Source organism: Flavobacterium praedii, assembly GCF_026810365.1.
Taxonomy (GTDB): domain Bacteria; phylum Bacteroidota; class Bacteroidia; order Flavobacteriales; family Flavobacteriaceae; genus Flavobacterium; species Flavobacterium praedii.
The window spans coordinates 3,428,232-3,455,216 of record NZ_CP113948.1 but is presented as its reverse complement, the minus strand read 5'-3'; the positions used below and the strand labels follow the sequence as shown (position 1 = coordinate 3,455,216).

The following is a 26,985-nucleotide window of genomic DNA, read 5'->3' as shown; positions in this document are numbered from 1 at the left end:
TCCTTTATAAAATTTTCTCCTCAAAAGGAATTGTGACATCCAAAATTTCATTCAGTAACAAAACAATTTGCTCCAAATAATTGGATTGGATATCATTGTTAATAATGGAAACACTCTCTTTTTCTTCTTTAAAATTAAAGGGCAAAAAACCTGATTTTAGATTTTTGAACGAAATGATTCCTGCCTCAATAGGTTTGCCTTTTGCATTTTCCTCATACATATAGGCGTATGCCAAAACCTGAATGATTTTATCATTTTTTATATCATCCGTTAATCCTTTCCAAGATTTAAGAGTGACACTGGATTTCTCCACTTTACCCGTTTTGTAATCAATGATTCTGATGATGCCGTTGCGTTCTTCAATTCGATCCACATTTCCTCTAATCAAAACAGGAAAAGGCAAACTCGGATGTTGCACCATTCTTTCAAACGTTTTTTCAAGTTCCAGAATCTTTATAGCATCTCCGTTTTTAATACTTTCTAATTCTACTTTCAAGAAATTGAAAACATTTCGTTTTGCTACTTCAAAAGCCAATAAGTTCCTTCCTTTTTTGATTTCCCCTTCTTTGTAAACCAATTTAAATTGAATCAAAACTTCGGAATCAATTTTCTTAATACAATTTTGAATATCAGTATCTGAAATAAACTTACCAATAAAAGGTTCGTATAAAACCCGTAAAGTCTCGTGTATAATTGTACCTAACGTATTCAAAGCAATATTCTCTTCAACCTCTTCGACTTCACTAATCCGCAAAATCTTTTGAAAATAAAACTGAATCGGATTCCTAATATAACTTGTTAATGCCGAAGGTGAAAAACCTTTTTCAGCAATTTCTCTCAGCCTCATCACCACCTTCTCTGATTTCGGAATAACCATTGGCTGATAAGCAGTTTCAGGCAAAACAGCATTGTAAATTTCGTGGGTTAAATTGTGTTTGGGTTGTTTCTCTACTTCTAGTTGAGTTATGAAACGACTTTTCTCTCCTGCATCAAGACCTTCACTTTCGGTATTATACAATAAATAAATGTTTTTGGCGCGTTGCAACAAATGGTAAAAGTGATAGGTGTAAATGGCATCTTTCTCTTTAAAAGTCGGCAATCCCAATTCGCGTTTCACATCATAAGGAATAAAAGAATTCTGTGATTTCCCAGCAGGGAATTTCCCTTCGTTCATAGAAGTGATTATAACCGTTTCAAAATCCAATACTCTACTTTCGAGAACACCCATAATTTGAAGTCCATTCAAAGGTTCTCCTTCAAAAGAAACTTCAGCCAGATCAATTAGTTGTTTGTAAATGGTATGTAAAGTATCAATTGTATCAATTTCTTTGTGTTGAGAATAATAATTAATCAACTTATTAATTACTTTAAAAATGGCGTAAACAAAAGATTTAGTTATTTTTTCCTCTTCATTTTCATCACTCAAATTGCTCTTCACCTTTAGTAACAAACTCGAAATTATTTTTAAAACAGCAATAGAACCACTTTCCCATTTTTGAAAAACAAGCGAGAATAAATCACTGGCATTATCATTTAATTCCAATAATTTATGATGACTGATAAATGTGTAATTGTTCTTATTGATAATGCTAACCAAAGCACTAGTGTTGGCATATGGCTCAATTAATGGATGGGTAAGAATATCCAAAACGTCTTTGTAATAAAAAACGTAACTACTATTGCTTCTAGACAATGCATTGGTGTGCATTTTAAACAATTTAGCGATCAATATTTGCGCTGGATTGTTTTTACTAGAATATCCCATCGTAATATTCAAAGCACCAACAGAATTTGGAAGAGAATACAAGAGTGGAATCAATAAATTCTCTTCTCCTAATACAATAGCCACTTTATCTAATGGAGTATTGGGATTTTCAATATTGATTTTTTCAATAATACTCCCAGCAATTTTGGCTTGACCAATCGTTTTTGGTGTACCAATAACGTGAATGTTTTTGGTTGCCGAAAAATCATCTACTATCCATTCAAAGGGGTGTGATTTATAATGTTTCCAACTTTCTTTGAAACGACGTACAAACAAGCCCGCATCATGATATGGATCGTTAAGAAAAGTTTGATCCGAATCCCAATAAATCTTAGCTTGCTCATTAGCAATAAGATGTTGAATTATTTTTTCTTCTGCGGCATTCAATGCATTAAAACCAGCAAAAACAAATTGTTTCCCTTGAATTAATTTTGAAAAATTCAACATATTATTTACGGCCTCTCTATATATCAATCCTTGATATCCGATTCCTTTTTTCAACAAATGTTCGTAAAGAGATTGGTAATAATTGGGCAATAATTTCCAAAAATCAATATAGTTTTCGAGTAACTGAGTTTTATTTTCAACTTCAATTCCCCACTTTTTAATATCTTCAATATCTTTCAAGTAGGATAAGACATGTTTGGAGTCTAATAAATAACGATCGATTTCATTAAAATCCTGAAGTAAGGTTTTGCCCCAATTGGCAAAAAGTTCAAAAGATTGTTGATTCTTTTTTTCCGTAATAGACAAATAAACTTCATAGAATTCAAATAACAATTCTATAGGATCAATAGTTCTTATTCCTGAAATGTTTTGAACAAAATCTTCTATACTTATAATTTCAGGCGAAAATATATTTGTCTCAGTTTGGTTTTTTAAAGCTTCAATAAGAAATATTTTGGCTCGCTTATTGGGTAAAACTATAACCGTCTCGGCTAGTATATTTCTATAATCTGTAAGTAGTACAGTTGCAATTTTATCTAAAAAAGAAATAGTATTCATTTTATAAATATAAAAAAAGCCGTTCAATTAAGAACGGCTTTTTAGAAAAATAATATTTAAATAGTATTATGGGTTTACTTTCATTCCAGAAGGTCCACCAACATATACAATTTCAGTTCTTCTATTTGCAGCTTTTCCTTTTGCTGTTTTGTTTGAAGCTACTGGTTTAGTATCTCCGAAACCTTGTGCAGTCAAGTTAGCTGGATTAATTCCTCTTGATACTAAAGCATCAACAACTGCTTTTGCTCTAGCTTCAGAAAGTTTTTTGTTCATTGCTGGTTTACCAACATTGTCAGTATGTCCATTAACTTCAAATCTAGCATTAGGATAGTTTTTCAAAATTTCTTTGATAGCATCCAAACTAGTTGCAGTTGCAGGTTTAGCAGCATCTAAAGTAGCTTTACCAGTTACAAAGAAAATTGATCTAGCTTGAACTCTTAATTCTTTAACTACTTCTTCAGTTACTTCAGGACAACCTTTGTTGCTTGCAGGACCAGCTAGGATAGGACAATCATCCTCTGTATCAGGTACACCATCTTTATCAGCATCTAATGGAAGAGGACATCCATTATTGCTAGCAGGACCAGCTACTGTAGGACATTTGTCAGAAGCGTCAGTAATACCATCTCCGTCAGTATCAGGACAACCTTGGAATTGTTTCAAACCTGCAACAGTAGGACAAGCATCATCAGGATCTGCTACACCGTCACCGTCTGTATCAGGACATCCTTGAAATTCAGCTGGACCAGCAATTGTAGGACATTTATCTGAAGCATCTGTAATACCATCAGAATCTGTGTCAGGACAACCATTGAATTGTTTTAAACCTGCCACTTCTGGACAAGCGTCATCTCTATCATAGATTCCATCACCATCAGTATCTTTAGCACCAAACTTGAAAACAAGTCCTGCAGAATATTGAGTGTAAGATGGAGCATCAGGAGTATTTGTACCAGCATATTGTCTGTCTCCAAAAGATTTTTTGTAAACTCCTAATAAAGAAAGACCTACATTTTCAGTAAACCAAAAGTTTAATCCAACTCCTGGGTTTACAGTTCCGTAACTTTCGTCACCTAAGAAAGTATAACCTCCACCAACACTTAATGTAGGCTCAATTACTTTAGATTTTAATAATTCCATGAAACTATAAGTAAGTGTAGCATCTACTCCGTAGTACATTAAGTCTCCAGGATTTACAGCTATAAAATCACTAGGTCCATTTGGTGTACGCCCAGGAACTGGAACAACAAATTTATCTACTTGGTTGATAGAACCTGTAACTCCCACGATAAAACCACTTCCTACGTATCTTGAAACGTTGATGTAAGAAACTGAAGGAAGAATATTCCAGTTGTCGCTTACTTTAAATGGCTGATCAAAATGACTCATAAAGTCACCTCCAGCACTAGATCTGTAGTCAATCGCGTTTACTCCGAAACCGATAGCCCATTTATTGTTACTGTCTTGTGCCTGAGAGCTTAATCCCATCACCATCATACCAGCAACTAAAAGTTTGTTAAGATGTTTCATACTTTGATATTTTAATTACAATTAGTTAATTTCAAACAAAAGTAGGATGATTTTCTGTAACATCAAAATAAAATGTTAAATAATACACCTTGGAATTGTAAAATTTAACAATTATATTACAGCAAGTCTCTTGCCTACAGTTACAAATGCACTAATTGCCTTATCTAAATGTTGTTTTGTGTGAGCTGCTGATAACTGTACTCTTATTCTAGCCTTATCCTTTGGCACCACTGGGAAAAAGAAACCAATAACATAAACTCCTTCTTTCAACAACTCATTAGCCATATTTTGAGCTAATTTCGCATCATATAACATAACTGGTACGATTGCGGAATCTCCTTCTACGATATCAAAACCAGCCTCTTTCATCCCTGCTTTAAAATAATTAGTATTCCATTCCAATTGATCTCTAAGTGATGTATCCTTTTCTAGCAATTCAAAAACCTTAATAGATGCACCTACAATAGCCGGAGCCAACGAATTCGAAAATAAATAAGGTCTAGAACGCTGACGTAACAATTCAATTATTTCTTTTTTAGCGGTAGTATAACCTCCCATTGCTCCTCCTAATGCTTTTCCTAGTGTCCCCGTAATGATATCGACACGCCCCATAACTCCTTTGGCTTCAAGTGTTCCTTTGCCTGTAGCACCTATAAATCCCGCAGCATGGCATTCATCCACCATAACTAAAGCATCATACTTATCTGCAAGATCACATATTTTATCTAATGGCGCTACAACTCCATCCATAGAGAAAACACCGTCAGTTACTATTATTTTAAAACGAGCTCCTGCCTCATTTGCTTTAATTAGTTGCTGCTCTAAATCTTGCATATTGCTATTTTCATAGCGATAACGAGCTGCTTTACACAAACGAACACCGTCTATAATAGAAGCATGATTTAAACTATCCGATATAATGGCGTCATTTTCTCCAAATAAAGGCTCAAAAACGCCTCCATTGGCGTCAAAAGCTGCAGCATATAATATAGTATCTTCTGTTCCGTAAAAATCGGCTATCTTTTTTTCTAAGGTTTTATGAATATCCTGAGTTCCGCAAATGAAACGTACCGATGACATTCCGAAACCATGAGTATCCATAGCGTCTTTGGCCGCCTGAACTACTTCTGGATGTGAAGAAAGTCCCAAATAATTATTGGCACAAAAATTTAAAACTGTTTCTCCCGTTGAAATAGTGATTTCAGCTCCTTGTGGTGAAGTAATTATTCTTTCTTTTTTGAAAATTCCGTTTTCTTCAATAGTTCGAAGTTCAGATTGTAAATGTTGTTGAATTTTACCGTACATTTTATTTTGATTTAAAAGCTAAAAGTTTAGAGCCCAAAAGTACTGCAAACTTCTATTATTTGACAATTAATTTATTTTTTACAAATGTACTACATCGATTTCGGTTCCTATATATACCAAAGCTTTTTTTACCACTTTGTAGCCCATCTTCTCAATAGCCATTTGATAATTATCCAATTGAAATTTATACTTTGGACTAGAAAGCCCAGTTTTATAATCCAATAAAAAAACCTCTTTGGCTTTATTAAACACTATTCGGTCCGGTTTTATTGTTCCTCCTTCTTTTTGAATAATCGTTTTTTCATTCAAAACCTCGTTCCCTTCAGCAAAATGCATTCCTAAATCTTGATGATTTACTATTTCAATTATAGCATTGTAAACAATTTCTTTTTGAAGTGCCGAAATTAATCCACTTTCTAGCGCTCTATTTATAGCTTGTTCTACATCCTTTTTTGTCGCTACAAAAGAAAGAATTTCGTGAATTACATTACCAAATTCGATTGCTTCCTGCTGATGCGTTCCCCACATTAATGCTTCCTTTTGTGCTATTTTTATATTTTTAGGATTCAATACCTCCAAAACAACTGGGATATTCTTGGTCGTATCAATATGTTTTTCTTTAGCAGACAACTTTGCAGGATTTCCAAAAGGATATTCCAATTGATTTTCATCGTAAGGTCCTTGTTGAATCAAATATTTTATAAAAAAAGAAGCCATATTGCTTGGATATTCACCATCTTTTCTTGGCTTTAGATTTTGAGAGATTATATACAATTGCTCTTCAGCTCGGGTCAAAGCCACATACAACACATTAATATTATCCAACAATTCCTCTTGTTTCTTTAAATTATAAACCGCTGAAGCTTCTGAACCAAATTCCTCAATAGCGCTACTGTTATCCACTAGCACTTTCGGCATATCAAAATCTTGCTCTTCCGAGTTCAACCATAATTTATCTTTTGGTTTTCTGTTGTAATCTTCTTCGGCAAAAGGCATGATAACCACCGGAAATTCTAATCCTTTTGATTTATGAATGGTCATTATTCGAACCGCATTTGTTCCTTCGGGAGAAGGAATACTAAATTTCTCCGAGTTTTTATCCCAATAATTGAGAAAATCTGAAATTCCTGCTTGATTACGAACATCGCGTTCTAGAACAATGTCTAGAAAATACTGAACATAAGCCCCACCACAAGCCCCCCCCGCCCCCGAAGGGGGAGCTGACAAACTAGACGTAAGCATTTCCTCAATCTTAGTAGCTCCCCCTTCGGGTGCGGGGGAGGCTAGGAATTTTGAAACAATAATCTCAACCGCTTCATACAATGATTTTTTTCTAATATTTTGAAAAGAAAGCTCAATATTGCAGTTCTCCAACCATTGTTCAAAAGCCAGTTCCTCTTTCAATTCCATTCCTTTGGCTATAAAGTCATGAATAGGCAATTCCTTTTGTTTGTGTTGTGCCAAATATTGCAAAAAGTTAGCCTTTGATTCTAAATCGGAACTGTTTTTTAAATATTTTAAAATATGAATAATCAATCGGACTTCGGTGGCGTTTTGAATCATTAATGTTTCGGAGGACAAAAGCGGAATGCTTTGCTCCGTTAAATAATTGGCAACCGCAATTCCCTGACTTCTTTTGCGAGTTAGAATTACAATATCTTTATATTCAAATCCTTCATTAGTTACTTTTTTAATGGTCTCTAAAGTAGCCAAAACATACAAATCGGCTTTATCTAGAGATTCTTCATCTTCATCTGAAGTTTCAATTTCTGGCAAAAAAGAAATATTCACATAACCACCTACCTTATTATTTATCTTTTGATGGCTGTGATTTTCGTATAAATCTTTATAATCTGCATTGTTAAACTCATTCGACAACAATTGAAAGAAATCATTGTTGAATTCGATTACCTGCGAAAAACTTCTATAATTTTTGTCTAAATGTTCGAGTTTTTTATCGGGATTGTTAAAAGGATTTTGGTCTTTGCTCAACTCAATAAACTGTTCTGCTTTTCCGCCACGCCAGCGGTAAATGGACTGTTTTGGGTCGCCCACAATCATTAAAGTTCCTTTTTGACCCGAATCATCTTGACCCGAAAGTGCATTATCAATAAGCGGAATCAGATTTTGCCATTGCATTTCGGAAGTGTCTTGAAATTCGTCAATAAAAAAGTGACGGTAGCGCTCGCCCAATCGTTCATATATAAAAGGAGCTGGCTGATTTTGTATTTCGCGATGAATAATCGCATTGAACTCCGTTATCGAAAGCACATTTTGTTCATTTTGAATTTTTGCCAATTCATTACTTACCGTATTTAATAAAGATAAGGGGGTTATGTTTTTTAAAAACGCCTTATAGAAATTTCGCTTTTCGAAGTTCTTGTAAATTTCAGCAAGAGTTTGTAGTAATTCAGGGATGATATTTTCTATTAAAGCGCGGTCTTTGGCTGTTTTATTGATAGCAATGTCTTCGAACTCCCTAAACATTTTATTTTTCGGATTGAACTTTTCATCAGCAATACTTTGAAGATGATTGGGAAAAGTTCCTCTGGAAAAAGATTTTAAATCAATTCCATTTTTATCAATTAATGACAACGAAGTTACGGCAAGGGTTGCATTTTCTTTTTCTAAAGTTGCACAGACCTTAACTAATTTTTCTTTTACAGCTATAAAATCACTGATCGATTTGTCGTGAAAATGGACAATCTCGTTTCGGCTATTTTCATTCAGCACTAATTTTCCCGTTTCCAGAATTTCGCGAGAGATGTCCCAAGATTTATCATCATCGGTTTTTTCCATCGTGAAATCGATGAGCAATTTGGTTAGAGTTTCGTCTTCACCTGCTTGTGCAATGATCGCATCTACGGCTTCAATTAAAAGGTTTTCGGTATCCAAAGTCACCTCAAAAGTCATGGGCAATCCTAAATCGTGTGCGAATGCGCGGATAACTTTGTGCGTAAATTTATCAATCGTGGATATATCAAAAGCAGCATAATTATGAATAATATGCTTGATGATTTGCTGGGATTTGGTTTTAATTTGAAGGATTGAAAGTGCCGTATCTATTGCCAAATCCTGCATTAATTCCAACGCTTTGGCATTGGGTTCGTCTTTGGCAAATTCGGACAAACTACCTACAATTCGGCTTTTCATTTCGTGCACCGCTTTGTTGGTAAACGTAATGGCAAGGATATTTCGGTAAGCGTCGTTCTTGTTTGCCGTAAGAATAATTTTGAGGTATTCTTTGACAAGAGCGTATGTTTTTCCCGAACCTGCGGAAGCATCGTATATGGCGAAAGAAGGTCTTTCCATTTTTATTTTTGAATGAGGATTAACGATTTATATTTTTGAATTTTACTAATGATTCCTAAAATGCCTAATGCCCTAGCCCTGATGGGAACGGCATCCTTTTTATCTCGTCTTTTTTTTGGACGAGATAAAAAGATATAGTGTACAGCAGGAAATAGCTCCTAATTACTAGAGATTTTATAGTAAGAATTACACTATCATTTTATTTGATGAAATTATAACAAAATAGAATTATATATTCCAAAGTTAAATGTTTAATTTTGAATAAAATATTTATAAATCATTAAACAACTATATTATGGCTTTTGAATTACCACAATTACCTTATGCGTATGACGCATTAGAACCTCATATTGATGCTCGTACAATGGAAATTCACTATACAAAACATCACAATGCGTATACCACCAATTTGAATGCAGCTATTGCTGGAACTGATTTGGAAGGAAAAACGATTGAAAACATTTTAATTAACCTAGATAAAACGAATGCAGCGGTTCGTAACAATGGTGGTGGATTTTACAATCACAATTTGTTTTGGACAGTAATGTCGCCAAATGGTGGAGGTTTGCCTACTGGTGAATTGTTAGACGCTATTGAAAGTTCTTTTGGTACTTTTGAAGAATTTAAAGCGAAATTTTCGAAGGCTGGTGCAACACAATTTGGTTCTGGATGGGCATGGTTGTGTGTACAAAAAGGAGGTAAACTTGAAGTTTGCGGAACTCCAAATCAAGACAATCCCTTGATGCCAGAAAATGGATGTGGAGGGACTCCAATTCTTGCTATGGACGTTTGGGAACATGCTTATTACTTGCATTACCAAAACAGAAGACCGGATTATATTGAAGCATTTTTTAATGTAATTAACTGGACTGAAGTGGCTAGACGTTTTGCTTTAGAAAAATAAGACTCTTAGCCCTCAAGGGGGAATTATAGAATAAAAAAAAGAGGTAAGAAAAGGATTTTAAAAATCTTTTACTTACCTCTTTTTTTTTAATATCCTCGAAAATTTGTTCTTATAATTGCTTTTTATTCCTCCTTTAAGGGTTATGGGGCTTTGACTTTATTCCAATAAAAAAGGTGAAATGTTACTTTCACCCTTTTTGCCCCAAATCTACCATAAACTTAACCTACTAAAAATTATGGTACTCAAATGTACGATGGTAATTCTTTATTTTAAAATATTTTCGATGAACATCCTAAATACTCGTTTATATGCTAAATAATTGATTTTCAGAGTATTTGACTTGTTATTATATTCTTAATTATAGAATTCAAAAAATATTTTATAGAACTAAAATCTTGATTATATTCCAATAAAAAAGGTGAAATGTTACTTTCACCCTTTTTGCCCCAAATCTACCATAAACTTAACCTACTAAAAATTATGATAGTCAAATATAATTTGAAATATACTGTTATAAAATTATTTTCGATGAACATCCTAAATACTCGTTTAATTGATAATTAACTGATTTACAGATTCATTATAGCACTTATTATTGTAATTAATAGGTATTGATGCCAAACATATAGAATTTAAAAGGTGACTATATTCCAATAAAAAAGGTGAAATGTTACTTTCACCCTTTTTGCCCCAAATCTACCATAAACTTAACCTACTAAAATCATGGTGGTCAAATATACGATAGTATTACTGCTAATAGAAATATATTCGATGAACATCCTAAATACTCGTTTATTTGCTATCTAATTGATTTTCAATACTTTTAATAGTGTATTTAGCAATTATTTTATGGTTAAAAATTTTATTGAACATTAAAATCTTGACTATTGTCCAATAAAAAAGGTGAAATGTTACTTTCACCCTTTTTGCCCCAAATCTACCATAAACTTAACCTACTAAAATCATGGTAGTCAAATATACTATGATAAGTTTATGAATAAAAATATAGTCGATAAATTCCTCAAATAGTCGATAACCTACTAAAATATTGATTTTCAGCACAATTAAAAAAATTTAGTTTCTGAAAATTGAAACAAAAAAACTAAACCCTGACTTTATTCCAATAAAAAAGGTGAAATTTTACTTTCACCCTTTTTGCCCCAAATCTACCATAAACTTAACCTACTAAATCATGGTAGAACAAATGTACTTTTATAAATAAAATTTAAAAAATAAATCCGACTAAGTACCCATATAATCGATTATCGGGAAAATTAATTAATATGCTCTTGCGTCTTTGCCTTCATAGAAATTCATGAAAGCTCTATTTACTACACGATTCCCTCCTGGTGTTGGATAATTTCCAGTAAAATACCAATCGCCAAGATTTTTTGGACATGCAATATGTAAATCCTCTACCGTTTGGAATATAATTTTCACTTCTGCTTTAATTTCTGGAGAACTAAGCATTTCAGCTATTTTATCCGAAACTTCTTGAGCTGAAAAAGGTTCGTATATAGCGGTAACATAATTTACAACATCAGAATCATTGTAGTTCTCTTGTGCTTTGCATTTTGCATATACTTCGTCTACAATGTGATACAAATTTCGCTCTCTTAATAATTCTAAAGCTGCTTTAAAAGCTACCAGTCCTTCTAGTTTTGCCATATCAATTCCGTAACAATCTGGAAAACGGATTTGAGGAGCAGAAGAAACAATAACAATTCGTTTAGGATTCAAACGATCCATCATTTTGATAATACTCATTTTAAGAGTAGTTCCTCTTACAATACTATCATCAATTATAACAAGGTTATCTGATGGCTTTATAACTCCATAAGTCACATCATAGACGTGCGCCACTAAATCATCTCTACTACTATCCTCGGTGATAAAAGTTCTTAATTTCGCATCTTTTATGGCTACTTTTTCCGTTCTGATTTTTACAGACAATAATTTTTCTAAAGAATCCGCATTCAGTACCTCCTTGTTTTCAAGAATATAATTTTTCTTTCTTTGGTTCAAAAAATCTTGAGCAGCTTCAACTAAACCGTAAAAAGAAGTTTCAGCTGTATTTGGAATATAAGAGAAAACGGTATTATCAGTATCATTATCTATCGATTCTAAAACGGCTGGCAAAATAAGTTTTCCTAATTTTTTTCTTTCTTGATAAATTTCGGCATCACTTCCTCTAGAAAAATAGATGCGTTCAAAAGAACACGCTTTTTTTACAGTAGGAGTAAGGATTTCTTTCATAGAAACGTCTCCGTTTTTTTTGATAATCAAAGCGCTACCTGGTTCTACTTCCTTAACTTTATCAAAAGGAACATTGAAAACAGTTTGAATCACAGGGCGTTCGGATGCTACTACTACAATTTCATCATCTTGATAATAATATGCTGGTCGAATACCTGCAGGATCTCTAAACACAAACGCATCGCCATGCCCTAAAAGACCAGCCATAGCATATCCTCCGTCTAAATTTTTTGAAGAACGGGTTAAAATTTTGGCAACATCCAATCGTTCAGCAATAACAGGCGAAGCTTCTCTTTTTGACAGCCCCTCCGTTTTACAATCCTGGTACAATTGCATCACTTCTTTGTCCAAAAAATGACCAATTTTTTCCATAACTGTAACGGTATCCGCCATTTCCTTGGGATGCTGTCCTAATTCTACAAGGTTTTGAAAAAGCTCTTTAACATTAGTCATGTTAAAATTTCCAGCCAAAATTAGATTTCGATGCATCCAATTGCTTTGACGCAAAAAAGGATGAACACTTTCGATACTGTTTTTACCAAAAGTACCATAACGGACGTGGCCTAAGAACAGTTCTCCAATATATGGAATATTTGCCTTCAATTTTGGCACATCATCTGCATATTCAGGATGAGCCAGCATTTCTTCATTTATACGATCATTGATTTGTTTAAAAACATCTTGAATGGGCTGAGCATGATTGGATCGTACACGACTAATGTATCTTTCACCAGGTTCTACATCCATTTTTATACTTGCAAAACCAGCACCATCTTGACCACGGTTGTGCTGTTTCTCCATCATTAAATACATTTTTTGGATACCATAAAATGCAGTGCCGTACTTTTCTTTATAGAATTCAAGAGGTTTTAAAAGTCTAACTAAAGCTATCCCACATTCGTGTTTTAAAGCGTCGCTCATTGTTTTTTTGTTTGTAGTTATTGGTATTTAATGGTGTGTCTATTTATACTCTTAATATAACGATGCAAATTCGCACGTTATTTTATAAATATTGACTGTACTAATTAAAAAAAGCCTCATTTTAGAGGCTTTTTGATATTATAATTCTATATCAAAATGGGTCAGAGCTTTGAATTGCTTCAACCTTGTTAACACTTCATTTTCAGTTAAGCCGATCATTCGTTCCGTTCCAAATTTTTCTACACTAAAAGAAGCTAAATTTGAACCATAAATTATTGCTTTTTTCAAATTATCGAAAGAAACATTTTCACTTTGTGTAATAAATCCAGAGAAACCACCAGCAAAAGTATCTCCAGCTCCTGTTGGATCGAATACTTCTTCTAAAGGCAATGCAGGAGCAAAGAAAATCTCTTCACCATGAAACAATAGCGCACCATGTTCTCCTTTTTTGATTACCACATATTTAGGTCCCATTTTATGGATTTTGGCAGCTGCTTTAACCAATGAATATTCTCCAGAAAGCTGACGTGCTTCTTCGTCATTTATCGTTATAACATCTACTCTCTTGATAATTTCCAATAATTCAGGCAAAGCGCAATCCATCCAGAAATTCATAGTATCTAAAACCACTAATTTTGGTTTGGTTTCCATTTGATCTAAAACACTGCTTTGAACTAAGGGATGCAAGTTACCTAACATCACAATTTCGGCGTTTTTATAATCTTGAGGAACTTTTGGTTGAAAATCAGCCAAAACATTAAGTTCTGTAACCAAAGTATCTCTAGAATTTAAATCATTATGATACAACCCACTCCAAAAGAATGTTTTACCTCCTTTTACAACTTCTATCCCTGAAATATCAATATTTCTATCTACTAATAAATCCAAATATTCTTGAGGAAAATCATCGCCAACTACAGAAACTATAGCAGATTTTACATTAAAAAAAGAAGCGGAGATACCAATATAAGTGGCTGCTCCACCAAGAATTTTATCTGTTTTCCCAAAAGGAGTTTCAATGGCGTCGAAAGCTACTGTTCCAACAATCAATAATTTATTCATAAATAGTTTCAATATAGGTGATTCGAATTAAGGCGCAAAGATAGTTTATAAGTTTTAGAGTTGCAAAGGATGAAGCTCTCAAAGTTTTCACAAAAAAAAGATGCTCTTTAAAACTAAATCACAACTACTGTAAAGATCTAATAATAGTTCTAAAAATAAAAAAATAAAAAAAAAAGTCTGAAAAATAAATCTCAGACTTTTTAGTATATAATGTTTATTAAATCAAAACTTTAAACCCTTATTATTCTTTGTATTTGGCATCTACATCAGCCGTTAAAGCTTTCAAAAATTTCTCAATATCGTTGATATCGGCAACTGAAAGATCTTTATTGAGCTGAATTTTTCCCATTACTTTTATAGCTTCCTTGAGTGAAGCAACAGAACCGTCATGAAAGTAAGGATACGTCTTTTCGCTATTTCTTAAACTTGGAGTTTTAAACATAAATTGGTCCCCTTCTTTTTTAGTTCTATCATAAAGTCCCATATCTATTTTTTTGCTGTGTGTCAATTTAGCATAATCGCCATACACTCCAAATTTTTGCATCAATTGACCTCCTACCGCAACTCCACTATGACAAGTAATACAGCCATTGTCGATAAAGGCAGTTAATCCTTTTTTCTCTTGATCATTTAAGGCTTTTTCATTGCCATCTAAGTAATCGTCAAATTTACTTTTTGGATTTAATTGGCGCTCAAATGCCCCAATAGCGTTAGTTAAATTTGCAAAAGTTATGGGTTCTTTATCATTTGGAAAAACGATCTTAAAAGCGGCTTGATATTCAGGCAGATCTCTTACCTTTTTTTCTAAAAAAGCTTCGTTTGGAATTCCATGTTCAACTGGGTTTAATAACGGCCCTCCAGCTTGTTCCTCAACATCTTTGGCACGACCATCCCAAAATTGCATTGCATGTAATGAAGCATAAATTACCGAGGGAGAGTTTCTTCCTCCTAATTGTTTGGTGTCTCCAAGAGAAAACGATTTGTTATCAACCCCATAAGTTACCAAATTATGACATGAATTACAGCTAACAGTTCCGTTTTTTGACAAAGCTTTATCAAAATACAACTTTTTCCCTAAATCAATTTTATTTTGAGCAATCGTCACAGGCTCTATAGTTGAAATGGATTTAAAAAAATTATTTGCTTTTTTTGCGAGTTCTGATTTCTCAATTATTGGCTTTATTGAGAAATCTTCTTTAGTTTCTTTTTTGCAACCAAAAAAAACTAACCCTAGGATAATAAAAACTAACTTTTTCATTTTAATAAATTTTATTATTCAAAGTTAGATTAGAACTTAGTAGAATACAAATTACAAACACTTGCTAGATAATCCTTTAAGCAAACATTAAGACTACAAAAAAGTACTTTTTGAAATTACTACAAAAATCAATATTTAGTACATTTAAAGAAAGAGAACAAGTCAAATATTATTTTATTCTAAAATGTACATTGAACTTAAATTAGATACTTTCATAGTAACAATTATATTAGAATTGAAATATACAACAATAAGTAATTTGCATTTAGAAATGCAATTTTGTTGAAAAAAAATTGGTTCCCAATCATATATTAAAACACAAACAAATCACAACAATTTTCCCTCTACATTTTCATAAAAAGCATCAACAGAAAGGCTTTTTTGCATAGAAGCCATAACAGCCAATTCATCACACCTTTCATTTTGGGGGTGATTATTATGTCCTTTAATCCATTTAAAATCGACTTTATGTTTTCTATAAACAATGAGAAATCTTTTCCATAAATCCGCATTTTTTCTATCTGCAAAACCTTTTTTCTCCCATCCCAAAACCCATTTTTTTTGCACAGAATCTACCACATATTTAGAATCAGAGATTACTAAAACGCTCGTATTATCATTTTTTAGTTTTTCTAAACCCACAATAACACCTAACAGTTCCATTCTATTGTTAGTAGTATAGCGAAAACCCTCATAGAATTCTTTTTTATAAGGTTTACCAACCCATTCCATGACTACACCATAACCGCCATTTCCAGGATTCCCTTTTGCAGCTCCATCCGTATATATATGTACATCGTAATTCAAAGTCAGAGATTTCAAGTTAGAGGTTTGAAGTAGCGGTAAGAAGTTTTTCAATAACCTCAGGAAAATATTCTTGCTCCAGGGTATGAATTTTTATAGCTACTGATTCTGGTGTCTCATTATCAGCAAGCAAAACACTTTGTTGAAATATAATATTTCCTTCATCATAATTTTCATTTACATAATGAATGGTTATTCCAGTTTCTTTTTCATTATTTTCAACTACAGATTTGTGAATATTCATACCGTACATTCCTTTACCACCAAACTTTGGTAATAATGCAGGATGTATATTTATAATCTTATTTGGGTAAGCAAAGATCAAATTTTGAGGAAATTTTAATAAAAAACCAGCTAAAACAATTAAATCAGGCTCAAAGTTATTAACTTTTTGTAATACTATTCCTGAATTTAACTCGTCTTTTGAAAAAATTACTGTTGAAACTTGTAGCTTATTTGCTTTCTGAATAACGGACGCAGTAGAATTATTTGTAAAAACTGCCACTACAGTTCCTGTAGATTTTTTTGCAAAAAAATTAATAATATTTTCAGCGTTAGTACCCGATCCAGAAGCAAATATCAGTATTTTTTTCATAATTATTTTTTATAAATTTATGCAAAAAAAGGAATAAAAAACGAAAATAAATAGGTTTGCGAAATCTTTGTTGAAATAAATTTTATAAATTAGTAGTCATATTTATTAACTAAATAGTTGTTTTAAAATAAAGTTGTTTTATTTTTGCCAACAAATTAAATTCTAAAATTAAAAGATTATGTCAGACATTGCATCAAGAGTAAAAGCGATTATCGTAGACAAATTAGGTGTTGACGAAAACGAAGTTGTAACAGAAGCAAGCTTCACTAATGATTTGGGAGCTGACTCATTAGACACTGTTGAGCTTATTATGGAATTCGAAAAAGAATTTGATATTCAAATTCCAGATGATCAAGCAGAAAACATCGCTACTGTAGGTCAAGCTATCTCTTACATCGAGGAAGCTAAAAAATAATAATGACACACCCGATTTCTAAAAATTTAAAATTTTAAGAATCGGGTGTTCTTATTTTAATAAAAAATTTTTCGATTGAATTTCAATCAAATTACATACATAATAATACCCATGACTCTTTTAGTTACTCTTTTTAGTATAGAAAGCATGGGCTTTATTTGTTAAAAGATAACAAAAATAAAAACGTTATGGTTTTAAGAAGAGTTGTTGTAACAGGCCTTGGTGCTCTTACTCCCATTGGAAATACTATAGAAGAATATTGGAATGGACTTATTAACGGTATCAGTGGAGCTGCACCGATAACTTACTTTGATGCTTCAAAATTCAGAACTCACTTTGCTTGCGAATTAAAAAACTTCAATGTTGAAGATTTTATAGAACGCAAAGAAGCTCGTAAAATGGACCGATATGCGCAATATGCGATGGTTTCATCTGAAGAAGCTATGAAAGATGCAAATTTTAATCTAGACACTATAGACAAAGATCGTGCTGGAGTAATTTGGGGATCTGGAATTGGCGGATTAGAAACTTTTCAAATTGAAGTCCTAAATTTTGCTGCAGGTGATGGAACTCCAAAATTCAATCCTTTCTTTATACCTAAAATGATTTCGGATATTGCTTGTGGGCATATTTCTATAAAATATGGATTTAGAGGCCCTAACTTTGCAACCGTTTCAGCTTGCGCTTCATCAACAAATGCTATTATTGACGCCTTCAACTATATTCGTTTGGGTCATGCCGATATTATGGTAACTGGAGGTTCAGAAGCCGCAGTAACAATTGCTGGTATGGGAGGTTTTAATGCAATGCATGCCTTATCTACAAGAAATGATGATCCAAAAACTGCTTCTAGACCAATGGACAAAGACAGAGATGGTTTTGTACTTGGAGAAGGTGCTGGAGCATTAATTTTGGAAGAATACGAACACGCTGTAGCCCGTGGCGCAAAAATTTATTGCGAAATTGGTGGTGGCGGTATGTCTGCAGATGCATACCATATAACTGCTCCACATCCAGAAGGATTGGGCGCCAAAAATGTAATGCTAAACTGCTTAAGAGATTCTGGTTTGCAACCAACCGATGTTGATGGTGTAAACATGCACGGAACTTCAACTCCATTAGGAGATTTAGCAGAATCAAAAGCGATTCAACATGTATTTGGAGAACATGCTTATACCATGAATTTGAATTCCACAAAATCAATGACAGGGCATTTACTAGGTGCTGCTGGAGCTATAGAAACCATTTCATCCATATTATCATTAAAACATGGTATCGTCCCTCCAACTATTAATCATTTTACAGATGATGAAAACATTGACACTAAATTAAACTTTACATTTAATGTAGCTCAAAAAAGAGAGATGAATGTGGTAATGAGTAATACCTTTGGTTTTGGCGGACATAATGCATGCGTATTAGTTAAAAAATTAGATTACAAATCATAAATGCGTATAATTAGAAAAATATTCTCAAAATCCCGTTCTCTTGAAGACGGGATTTTTTTTGATGCTATTCAACCCATTCTAGGTTTCAATCCCGTTAACTTAGAATGTTATAAAAAAGCATTCACTCATCGTTCCTCAAATCGCCTTGATTTAAAAGGAAATCCAATTAATTATGAAAGACTTGAGTTTTTAGGTGATGCCATGTTAAGTGCAGTAATTGCGGCTTATTTATTCAATGAAGCACCTTTAGGAGATGAAGGATATTTGACTAAGATGCGTTCTAAAATTGTCAGCAGAGAACATTTAAATGAATTGGGAAAAGATTTGAACTTGATAAAATTTGTTGAAAGTAAAGTCCCTGTACAACATTTTGGCGAAAACATCCATGGTAACATATTTGAATCTTTAATTGGTGCTATCTATTTAGATAGGGGATATGAATATTGCGAAAAATTCATTCAGAAGAGAGTTATCATTCCATATGTAGATATTGCTCGTCTTGAAGGAAAAGTAATCAGCTATAAAAGCCTCGTAATAGAATGGTGTCAAAAAGAAAAAAAACTGTTTCACTATGATATTTTTGAAGACAATGCTATAGATGGGCAACGGTTATTTGGAGTAAAACTAAGTATTGATGATAAAGTCATTGCTAAAGCTAGAGCTACTTCAAAAAAGAAAGCAGAAGAAAAAGCATCCCAACGAGCTTACTTTGCATTTCAAGAGAAAATTGACAGAAAATAACTATTCTATTATCAATACTACATCGTTTTCGTTAATAAAATATCAAAATCCTAGCCATCAAGCATCCTTTTGCTAAATTAGAAATAGTATCTTTACATCTTATTTTTTAATGAAATGGCAATTCATAAACTAGATTTTGGCGAATTTGACGAAATAGATTATAGTTTAATTGCTATTCACACCACATTAGAGGATTACAGATTGGCTTATTTTATTAATCAAGGACTTCATGTAAATCTGAATAAATCTATAAAAGATATTCAGATTGCTGTTAAAGAAGGAGAAGCTCATTTTTCTAGATTTCATTATTATGAAAAAAAGAAAGAAATCACATGGGATTTGATACAAAATAAAAACGAAGTCATTCAACAACAAAATGAAGAAAACCAAAGTTTATTTTCGAATGTTAATATAGAAGTTGCTACAAAAGTATTTATGCTTCCAGAATTTAAAAAAGTAGATTACTTTTTAAAAATAGAAAACACCGATGAGAGTTTGAATCTTTTGAAAATACAAAATACATTGAATTCAATAGAAAACATATCGACAATATATATAGTCGATACTAATAAAATAAAATCTAAAAACAATTTAATTTTTTAATACAAATGCTTACAAACAAAAAAACCAAAATTGTAGCCACACTTGGGCCTGCATGTAGTACACGAGAAATCATAAAAGACATGATTGAGGCAGGTGTAAATGTATTTAGAGTAAATTTTTCACATGCTGATTATGAAGATGTAAAAAATAAAATAAACATTATTCGTGGAATAAACGAAGAATTTGGATACACTACAGGAATTCTTGGAGATTTACAAGGGCCAAAACTTCGAGTTGGAGTAATGGAAGACGGAGTAGTTGTAAATGATGGAGATCTTATCACTTTCACCACTGCAGAAGACATTCTTGGTACATCTAAGAAAGTTTTTATGAAATATAAAAACTTTCCTAATGACGTAAATCCTGGCGAAAGAATATTACTTGATGATGGAAAATTAATTTTCGAAATCGTTGAGACAGATAAAAAAACAGAGGTAATAGCACGTGTTATCCAAGGAGGAGAATTAAAATCTAAGAAAGGAGTTAATTTACCAAATACAAAAATTTCTTTGCCTGCAATGACAGAGAAAGATGTAGCTGATGCAAAATTTGCTATTGAACAAAAATTAGATTGGATTGCTCTTTCTTTTGTAAAAACTCCAAGAGATTTACAAGATTTACAAGACCTAATTGCTGTACACTCTGAACATAAAATTCCTATTATTGCAAAAATCGAAATGCCAGAAGCATTAGAAAACATTGATAGAATTGTTGCCTATTGTGATGCTTTGATGGTAGCTAGAGGGGATCTAGGAGTTGAACTTCCTGCACATGAAGTACCATTAGTTCAAAAAGAATTAATTCGAAGAGCAAAAACTGCAAGAATTCCAGTTATTGTTGCCACACAAATGATGGAAACAATGATCACTAGTTTGACTCCTACTCGTGCTGAAGTAAATGACGTAGCTAACTCTGTAATGGATGGAGCTGATGCAGTAATGCTTTCTGGAGAAACAGCAGCAGGTAATTATCCAGTTCAAGTAATTCAAAAAATGACTCAAATCATTGAAGCAGTTGAAGATTCTCCGCTTATTCAAGTACCTCAAAATTCTCCACAAGTAAGAACAAATCGTTTTATAACAAAAACTGTTTGTCAGCATGCAGCGATTATGGCTAATGTAATTAAAGCTAAGGCAATCTGTACATTAACAAATAGTGGATATACTGCATTTCAAATTTCAGCTTGGAGACCATCAGCACATATTCTTGTATTTACATCTAATAAAAGAATTTTAACTCAACTTAACCTATTATGGGGAGTAAAATCATTCTATTATGAAAAATCTGTAAGCACTGACGATACTGTAACCGATGTTAACAATATTGTTAAAGATAAAGGATATGTAAAAAAAGGCGATTTCTTGATCAACTTGGCCGCTATGCCGATTACTGACAAAGGAATGGTAAACACCTTAAGAGTTTCAGAAATAGAATAACTTTTGGTACATAAAAATTGTAAAACCGTCTTGATTTTAAAAATTCAAGACGGTTTTTGCATTTAAATTTTTAATTATTTTTACAAGAAATAAATCTTCCCTCAATGAATCGTTTTATATTCTTTTGTATTTTTTTATTAATGTCATTCCATTTAATTGCTCAAAACAATTCAAATGTATTATTGATTGAAATAGACAAAACCATAGAAAACAACACGTATTATACCCAAAAGAAAGAACACGAGATTACTCAGCTCAAAGCATTTTTAAAACATACTACTAGTCTAGAGCAAAAATATGATATAACGAGAAAATTATACAATGATTACCAGTCGTATCAATCTGATTCTGCTTTGGTTTATGCCAGAAATAATTTTCAATTAGCAAAAAATCTTAATGAGCCTGAAAAATTGAATCAGGCCAAATTGAATCTCGTAGCCATAATGGGCACCTTAGGCATGTACAAAGAAGGTCTTGATGTATTAAATGCTATAAACATTACATCAACTCCCAATTTAAAAGGTTCTTTTTATGGTATGACTAGAGTCCTTTATGGACAAATGGCTGATAATGCGTCTTCGCAACAAGAAAAAGAAAAATATCTTTTACTTTCCAAACAATACCGAGATTCCTGTGTGACTTTTTACCCTACAAATTCTGTAGAATACATTATCGCCAAGGCTGATTGGTATTTAGACCATGCCAAACAGAACGAAACGCTAGATTTATTACTTCCTTTTTTTTCAAAAATTCATCAAAACGACCCCAATCGGGCTATTATATCTTATATCATTTCACAAGCCTACAAGCAGAAAAAAGATAGAAAACTAGAAAAAAAATGGCTTAGCATTTCGGCATTATCGGATTTGCAATTGGCCAAAAAAGAATACATTTCATTACGTTCATTAGCGTTCCTGCTTTATGAAGAGGGTGACATTGAACGAGCTTATACCTATATAAAACGTTCTCTCGACGATGCTGTTCTTTGTAATGCCCGCTTGAGAACTTACGAAATATCTAAGATGTTGCCTATTATCAGTGAATCCTATCAGAAACAAAACGAAACCAACAGATTTCAATTGGTTCTATTTCTAATTAGTGCTGGTATTTTGGTGCTTATTTTGCTTGCACTTTTGCTTTTATTATCCAAACAAATGAAAAAATTGTCAACAGCAAAAAAAGATTTAAGCTTCGCTAATGCTAAACTTTCAGAATTGAACGATGAACTGAACACATTTAATGAAAAATTAAATCTTTCGAACAACACCTTGACGGAAGCTAATTTTTTGAAGGAAATATACATTGGTCGCTATATGGATCAATGTTCCGATTATTTAGGAAAACTGGATGAATACCAACGAAAACTAAATGTATTGGCAACTACCGGAAAAATTAAAGATTTGGTAAGTGCAGTAAAATCAAAAGAATACATTGAAAATGAACTGAAAGACTTTTATACCAACTTTGACCGAACCTTTTTGCAACTCTTCCCTAATTTTATTCGTGATTTTAATACTTTATTAATTTCAGAAGAAACCATTCAACTAAAGGAAGGTGAACAACTCAATACCGAGTTGAGAATTTTTGCACTCATTCGTTTGGGGATAAAAGATAGCGCCAAAATTGCTGTTTTTCTCCGTTATTCCATTTCTACCATTTACAATTACCGATCACAACTCAAAAACAAATCGGCTGGGCCAAGAGAAGAATTTGAAGAAAAAGTAATGCGAATTGGAACAAGCAATAAATAAAACGCTTCATGTAAGAATTTATTAGATTTAAATTTATCCTAATTTAAAATATATTTTTACTTCATTACCACTTTTTTTTAAATCAAAATAATTTTAAAGTATTGATTTTTAGTGTTTTTAAGTTATTTTTAAAAATCACAATCTACTTTTTTAAAGTGACAAATTTTTTTAAACTACAAAGCATCTACTTTTACTTTCACGAAAACGATATCTCCCTTTAGCACCTTGATAAATCGTTTTCGTAAAAGCCATTCGAAAAATCAACCTCTAATTATTTTTTTAAAATGAAACATTTACTTTATACAGCTCTGTTCTGCTTTTTGGTTTTGCAGTCTGCGAATTCCCAACAGTTGAAATCACCTAATGGAAAATTCTCCATGGAATTTACATTACTGAAAGATGGAACTCCAAGTTACCATTTAAACTATAAAGACAAAGAGGTCATAAAATCAAGTAAATTAGGACTTGAGCTAAAAAAAGACAAAAAATCGTTGTTGAATGATTTTACTATAATTGATACCAAAACTACCTCTTTTGACGAAACTTGGAAACCCGTTTGGGGCGAAGTTGAAAATATTAGAAATCAATATAACGAACTGGCAGTTACACTAAACCAAAAAGAAACAGATAGACAAATCATCATCCGTTTCCGATTGTTTAATGATGGATTGGGTTTTCGATATGAATTTCCAACCCAAAAAAACTTGGTATATTTTGTTATAAAAGAAGAAAGAACACAATTTGCTATGACGGGAGACCATACTGCTTATTGGATTCCGGGAGATTATGACACCCAAGAATACGATTACACCATTTCGAAATTATCTGAAATTAGAGGATTAACTGAAAAAGCAAAAACCAGTAATTTATCGCAAACCTCCTTTTCTCCAACTGGCGTTCAAACTTCTCTAATGCTGAAAACAGCAAATGGAATATATATCAATTTACATGAAGCGGCGTTGATTAATTATTCCTGTATGCACTTGAATCTAGATGATAAAAATATGGTTTTCGAATCTTGGTTAACTCCTGATGAAAAAGGAGATAAAGGGAACATTCAAGCTCCCACACATTCTCCATGGCGTACCATTATCGTGAGTGATGATGCTCGAGAAATTCTGGCTTCCAAAATGACTTTAAACTTGAATGACCCTTGTAAAATCGAAGATACTTCTTGGATTAAACCCATAAAATATGTTGGTGTTTGGTGGGAAATGATTAGCGGAAAAAGTTCCTGGTCGTACACCGATGAATTTCCCTCGGTACAATTGGGTGTTACTGATTATTCTAAAGCAAAACCAAACGGAACACACGGCGCTAATAATGCCAATGTGAAAAAATACATTGATTTTGCTGCTGCTAATGGATTTGGTGCTGTATTGGTTGAAGGCTGGAACGAAGGTTGGGAAGATTGGTTTGGTCATTCTAAAGATTATGTTTTTGACTTTGTAACGCCTTACCCAGATTTTGATGTAAAAGGTATACAAGAATATGCAAAATCCAAAGGGGTGAAAATGATTATGCACCATGAAACCTCTGGATCTGTTCGAAACTATGAACGTCATATGGATCAAGCGTACCAATTTATGAAAGACAATGGATACGATGCGGTAAAAAGTGGTTATGTAGGGAGCATCATCTCTAATGGAGACAATCATTACAATCAATTTATGATAAACCATTATCAATATGCCTTAGAAAAAGCAGCTGATTATAAAATTATGGTTAATGCCCATGAAGCAGTTCGCCCAACGGGTATTTGCAGAACTTACCCAAACCTAATTGGCAACGAATCTGCTCGAGGAACAGAATATCAAGCTTTTGCTGGATCCAAACCAAACCATGTAACATTATTGCCTTTTACTCGATTAATTGGTGGCCCAATGGATTATACTCCCGGTATTTTTGAAATGGATTTAAGTAAATTTAGTCCCAACAATAAATCGCACGTAAACAGCACGATTGCCAATCAATTGGCTTTATATGTAACCCTTTACAGCCCGTTGCAGATGGCTGCCGATTTTCCTGAACACTACAATAAATTTCCAGATGCATTCCAGTTTATTAAAGATGTAGCGGTAGATTGGAGCGAAAGTAATTATCTGGAAGCGGAGCCAGGACAATATATTACCGTAGCCCGAAAAGCAAAAGGAACCAACAACTGGTTTGTTGGGAATGTAAATGGATACGAACCTCGTACTTCAAGTATCAATTTATCATTTTTAGAAAAAGGAAAAAAATACACAGCCACGATTTATGCTGATGGAAAAGACGCTAATTACAAAACAAATCCACAGGCTTATACCGTTCGAAAAATACAGGTAACCAATACTTCTAAACTTTCTCAACTAAGTGCAGCTGGAGGCGGTTACGCAATAAGCATCATTCAAAATAAGAAATAATTTTTTCCTAATCCGAACGGATTAAAAAAAGTGAACCATTAAGACATTAAGCTTCATTAAGGATTAAAAACTTAATGAGCCTTAATTTCTTAATGGTTTAAAATTTTAAAGTTTATATTATTTATCTCCATAAATCTGAACATCATCTATTTGAAAAGCGCCATCCAAAGCAAGGTTTTTTCCAGAACCTGTGTACTTGAAAGCAATGTTTATTTTTCCGGTATAGGATGACAAATCTACTCCTCCAGAACCCACAAACTGATACCAAGGCGTAGCTTGTTTAGGCAATATAACTTTTAGCGAAATCCAAGTGGCTTTGTCAATATTCAAACCATCAAAATTTTGGGAAACATAAACTTCGATTGAATTTAATGGCGAATCCACATCTAAGTGATGTTGCGCCGATCTAAAAGTGAGTACTTCTTTGGTATGCAAATCCATATCAATTTTTGGAGAAATCAGCCATGCAATATTGGATACTACTTTGGTTCCTGTAGTATTGAATTCGGCATAACCATTGCCTGCATACACGGTTCCCAACCAAAATTTTGTTCCTTTTTGCACCAAATTTGTCCAACCTGAAAGATTGAGTTTGGTATTGGTTTCCACACTTTGGAAATTTTCTGCAAAGAACGGAACTGCAGCCGTTCCTGTAAACTTTACATCGTTTTCAGATCGTGCCAACAATTGATAATCTGACCCAAACTTGGTCAAAACGCCTCGTACTTTTCCACTTCCGTCGGGAACAATTTTATCTGCAAAATCAGCAAAACTACTGGTTCTAAATAACAGTTGATTTCCTAATTTATCCTTCAAACTCCAATTGGTTGCTCCTCCAACATCGTTCGATTCTTCGTAATAATGGCGTCCAATGGCATCAGAAGTAAATTGCACATCAGACAATTCTACCAAGGTATTTATATTGGCATCCTGCAACAAATCAGGAATAGAAACAGGACGCACTAAAAGTTCCTCACTCACCATTGTGCAAGAAGCGTTCAGTACTTTTTTATAATCATTTGGAGAAATTCTACCCACACCTCCTTCATTGTACGTATTGACGTAAATGCTTCCTATTCGCATCCCTCCAAAATTAACATCCGTATATTGATCTTTCATTTTGATATAGACTTTATTACCCAATCTAAAATCAATATAAGTGTTCGAAGCATCTACAGGAACACTAAAACCTACTGCTGGGGTTGCGGCTGTAGCCAAAGTTTGAAACGAAATGGTCTTAAAAAAATTTCCAGCCTCATCGCTCGAAATCACATACGCTTCAATAATATCATCGTACGTATATTGTGTTACAATGGAACCTGTAACGGCTCGAACTTCTTCAACGGTCCGGTTTACTTTCAAATCGGGTTGGGTGCAAGTTAATTTTAGTATATCAAATTCTTCTGTAGCACAACTGCCAAAAGTCAATGTAATTCCTAAAAAAACAGTATAGAATTTTAAGTTCATATTCT

18 protein-coding genes are annotated in these 26,985 nt (G+C 33.2%); 8 read left to right on the top strand and 10 right to left on the bottom strand.

What is annotated here, in order from left to right:
• Nucleotides 1-4: 4 nt before the first annotated feature.
• The 4 genes from OYT91_RS14595 to OYT91_RS14580 form a co-directional block, all read right to left on the bottom strand.
• Nucleotides 5-2,770 (bottom strand): PD-(D/E)XK nuclease family protein, encoded by a 2,766-nt coding sequence (locus OYT91_RS14595; RefSeq protein ID WP_281238547.1) that lies wholly within the window; start codon nucleotides 2,768-2,770, stop codon nucleotides 5-7.
• A gap of 66 nt (nucleotides 2,771-2,836) precedes the next feature.
• Nucleotides 2,837-4,300 (bottom strand): OmpA family protein, encoded by a 1,464-nt coding sequence (locus OYT91_RS14590; protein ID WP_281238546.1) that lies wholly within the window; start codon nucleotides 4,298-4,300, stop codon nucleotides 2,837-2,839.
• 111 nt (nucleotides 4,301-4,411) lie between these two features.
• Nucleotides 4,412-5,605, bottom strand: coding sequence for a glycine C-acetyltransferase (gene kbl / locus OYT91_RS14585; protein WP_269224203.1), 1,194 nt, complete (start codon nucleotides 5,603-5,605; stop codon nucleotides 4,412-4,414).
• A gap of 78 nt (nucleotides 5,606-5,683) precedes the next feature.
• Nucleotides 5,684-8,917, bottom strand: coding sequence for a UvrD-helicase domain-containing protein (locus OYT91_RS14580; protein ID WP_281238545.1), 3,234 nt, complete (start codon nucleotides 8,915-8,917; stop codon nucleotides 5,684-5,686).
• 295 nt (nucleotides 8,918-9,212) lie between these two features.
• Between OYT91_RS14580 and OYT91_RS14575 the strand changes: the two genes are divergently transcribed.
• The gene (locus OYT91_RS14575; protein WP_269224205.1) at nucleotides 9,213-9,821 is read left to right on the top strand and encodes a superoxide dismutase; all 609 of its coding nucleotides are present in this window, start codon (nucleotides 9,213-9,215) and stop codon (nucleotides 9,819-9,821) included.
• 1,278 nt (nucleotides 9,822-11,099) lie between these two features.
• Here OYT91_RS14575 and OYT91_RS14570 read toward each other — a convergent pair.
• The 5 genes from OYT91_RS14570 to purN form a co-directional block, all read right to left on the bottom strand.
• Nucleotides 11,100-12,998, bottom strand: a complete 1,899-nt coding sequence (locus tag OYT91_RS14570; protein ID WP_281238544.1) for an amidophosphoribosyltransferase — start codon at nucleotides 12,996-12,998, stop codon at nucleotides 11,100-11,102.
• Nucleotides 12,999-13,136: 138 nt separating this feature from the next.
• A complete protein-coding gene (locus tag OYT91_RS14565; RefSeq protein WP_269224206.1) occupies nucleotides 13,137-14,060 on the bottom strand; it encodes a PfkB family carbohydrate kinase in 924 nt (307 codons plus the stop codon).
• A gap of 241 nt (nucleotides 14,061-14,301) precedes the next feature.
• On the bottom strand, nucleotides 14,302-15,318 hold the full coding sequence (locus tag OYT91_RS14560) for a cytochrome-c peroxidase (RefSeq protein ID WP_281238543.1): 1,017 nt from the start codon (nucleotides 15,316-15,318) through the stop codon (nucleotides 14,302-14,304).
• Nucleotides 15,319-15,645: 327 nt separating this feature from the next.
• Nucleotides 15,646-16,125 (bottom strand): ribonuclease HI, encoded by a 480-nt coding sequence (gene rnhA, locus OYT91_RS14555; RefSeq protein ID WP_269224208.1) that lies wholly within the window; start codon nucleotides 16,123-16,125, stop codon nucleotides 15,646-15,648.
• A 16-nt stretch (nucleotides 16,126-16,141) separates the two neighbouring features.
• On the bottom strand, nucleotides 16,142-16,717 hold the full coding sequence (gene purN / locus OYT91_RS14550; protein WP_281238542.1) for a phosphoribosylglycinamide formyltransferase: 576 nt from the start codon (nucleotides 16,715-16,717) through the stop codon (nucleotides 16,142-16,144).
• A 178-nt stretch (nucleotides 16,718-16,895) separates the two neighbouring features.
• Between purN and OYT91_RS14545 the strand changes: the two genes are divergently transcribed.
• The 7 genes from OYT91_RS14545 (at nucleotide 16,896) to OYT91_RS14515 (ending at nucleotide 25,513) form a co-directional block, all read left to right on the top strand.
• The gene (locus OYT91_RS14545; protein ID WP_007137004.1) at nucleotides 16,896-17,132 is read left to right on the top strand and encodes an acyl carrier protein; all 237 of its coding nucleotides are present in this window, start codon (nucleotides 16,896-16,898) and stop codon (nucleotides 17,130-17,132) included.
• 188 nt (nucleotides 17,133-17,320) lie between these two features.
• A complete protein-coding gene (gene fabF, locus OYT91_RS14540) occupies nucleotides 17,321-18,580 on the top strand; it encodes a beta-ketoacyl-ACP synthase II (protein ID WP_281238541.1) in 1,260 nt (419 codons plus the stop codon).
• Nucleotides 18,581-19,321, top strand: a complete 741-nt coding sequence (gene rnc / locus OYT91_RS14535; protein ID WP_281238540.1) for a ribonuclease III — start codon at nucleotides 18,581-18,583, stop codon at nucleotides 19,319-19,321. It abuts the gene before it with no gap.
• Between the two features lie 114 nt (nucleotides 19,322-19,435).
• Nucleotides 19,436-19,924 carry an IPExxxVDY family protein gene (locus tag OYT91_RS14530; protein ID WP_281238539.1) on the top strand — a complete coding sequence of 163 codons (489 nt, stop codon included), beginning with the start codon at nucleotides 19,436-19,438 and terminating at the stop codon, nucleotides 19,922-19,924.
• 5 nt (nucleotides 19,925-19,929) lie between these two features.
• Entirely contained in the window at nucleotides 19,930-21,360 is a 1,431-nt protein-coding gene (pyk, locus tag OYT91_RS14525) for a pyruvate kinase (protein WP_269224211.1), read from the top strand.
• 140 nt (nucleotides 21,361-21,500) lie between these two features.
• Nucleotides 21,501-23,111 (top strand): SusR family glycan utilization regulator, encoded by a 1,611-nt coding sequence (gene susR / locus OYT91_RS14520; protein ID WP_281238538.1) that lies wholly within the window; start codon nucleotides 21,501-21,503, stop codon nucleotides 23,109-23,111.
• Between the two features lie 284 nt (nucleotides 23,112-23,395).
• Nucleotides 23,396-25,513: a glycoside hydrolase family 97 protein gene (locus OYT91_RS14515; RefSeq protein ID WP_281238537.1), complete on the top strand. Its 2,118-nt coding sequence runs from the start codon at nucleotides 23,396-23,398 to the stop codon at nucleotides 25,511-25,513.
• Nucleotides 25,514-25,630: 117 nt separating this feature from the next.
• Here OYT91_RS14515 and OYT91_RS14510 read toward each other — a convergent pair whose 3' ends face one another.
• Nucleotides 25,631-26,980, bottom strand: coding sequence for a DUF5689 domain-containing protein (locus OYT91_RS14510; protein ID WP_281238536.1), 1,350 nt, complete (start codon nucleotides 26,978-26,980; stop codon nucleotides 25,631-25,633).
• Nucleotides 26,981-26,985: the final 5 nt, after the last annotated feature.

Coding starts and splice junctions, on each gene's coding strand:
- rnc (WP_281238540.1), top strand. CDS start 18,581: ATGCGTATAATTAGAAAAATATTCTCAAAATCCCGTTCTCTTGAAGAC.
- OYT91_RS14595 (WP_281238547.1), bottom strand. CDS start 2,770: ATGAATACTATTTCTTTTTTAGATAAAATTGCAACTGTACTACTTACA.
- susR (WP_281238538.1), top strand. CDS start 21,501: ATGTCATTCCATTTAATTGCTCAAAACAATTCAAATGTATTATTGATT.
- kbl (WP_269224203.1), bottom strand. CDS start 5,605: ATGTACGGTAAAATTCAACAACATTTACAATCTGAACTTCGAACTATT.
- OYT91_RS14570 (WP_281238544.1), bottom strand. CDS start 12,998: ATGAGCGACGCTTTAAAACACGAATGTGGGATAGCTTTAGTTAGACTT.
- OYT91_RS14510 (WP_281238536.1), bottom strand. CDS start 26,980: ATGAACTTAAAATTCTATACTGTTTTTTTAGGAATTACATTGACTTTT.
- OYT91_RS14580 (WP_281238545.1), bottom strand. CDS start 8,917: ATGGAAAGACCTTCTTTCGCCATATACGATGCTTCCGCAGGTTCGGGA.
- purN (WP_281238542.1), bottom strand. CDS start 16,717: ATGAAAAAAATACTGATATTTGCTTCTGGATCGGGTACTAACGCTGAA.
- OYT91_RS14590 (WP_281238546.1), bottom strand. CDS start 4,300: ATGAAACATCTTAACAAACTTTTAGTTGCTGGTATGATGGTGATGGGA.
- OYT91_RS14545 (WP_007137004.1), top strand. CDS start 16,896: ATGTCAGACATTGCATCAAGAGTAAAAGCGATTATCGTAGACAAATTA.
- pyk (WP_269224211.1), top strand. CDS start 19,930: ATGCTTACAAACAAAAAAACCAAAATTGTAGCCACACTTGGGCCTGCA.
- fabF (WP_281238541.1), top strand. CDS start 17,321: ATGGTTTTAAGAAGAGTTGTTGTAACAGGCCTTGGTGCTCTTACTCCC.
- OYT91_RS14575 (WP_269224205.1), top strand. CDS start 9,213: ATGGCTTTTGAATTACCACAATTACCTTATGCGTATGACGCATTAGAA.
- OYT91_RS14560 (WP_281238543.1), bottom strand. CDS start 15,318: ATGAAAAAGTTAGTTTTTATTATCCTAGGGTTAGTTTTTTTTGGTTGC.
- OYT91_RS14530 (WP_281238539.1), top strand. CDS start 19,436: ATGGCAATTCATAAACTAGATTTTGGCGAATTTGACGAAATAGATTAT.
- OYT91_RS14565 (WP_269224206.1), bottom strand. CDS start 14,060: ATGAATAAATTATTGATTGTTGGAACAGTAGCTTTCGACGCCATTGAA.
- OYT91_RS14515 (WP_281238537.1), top strand. CDS start 23,396: ATGAAACATTTACTTTATACAGCTCTGTTCTGCTTTTTGGTTTTGCAG.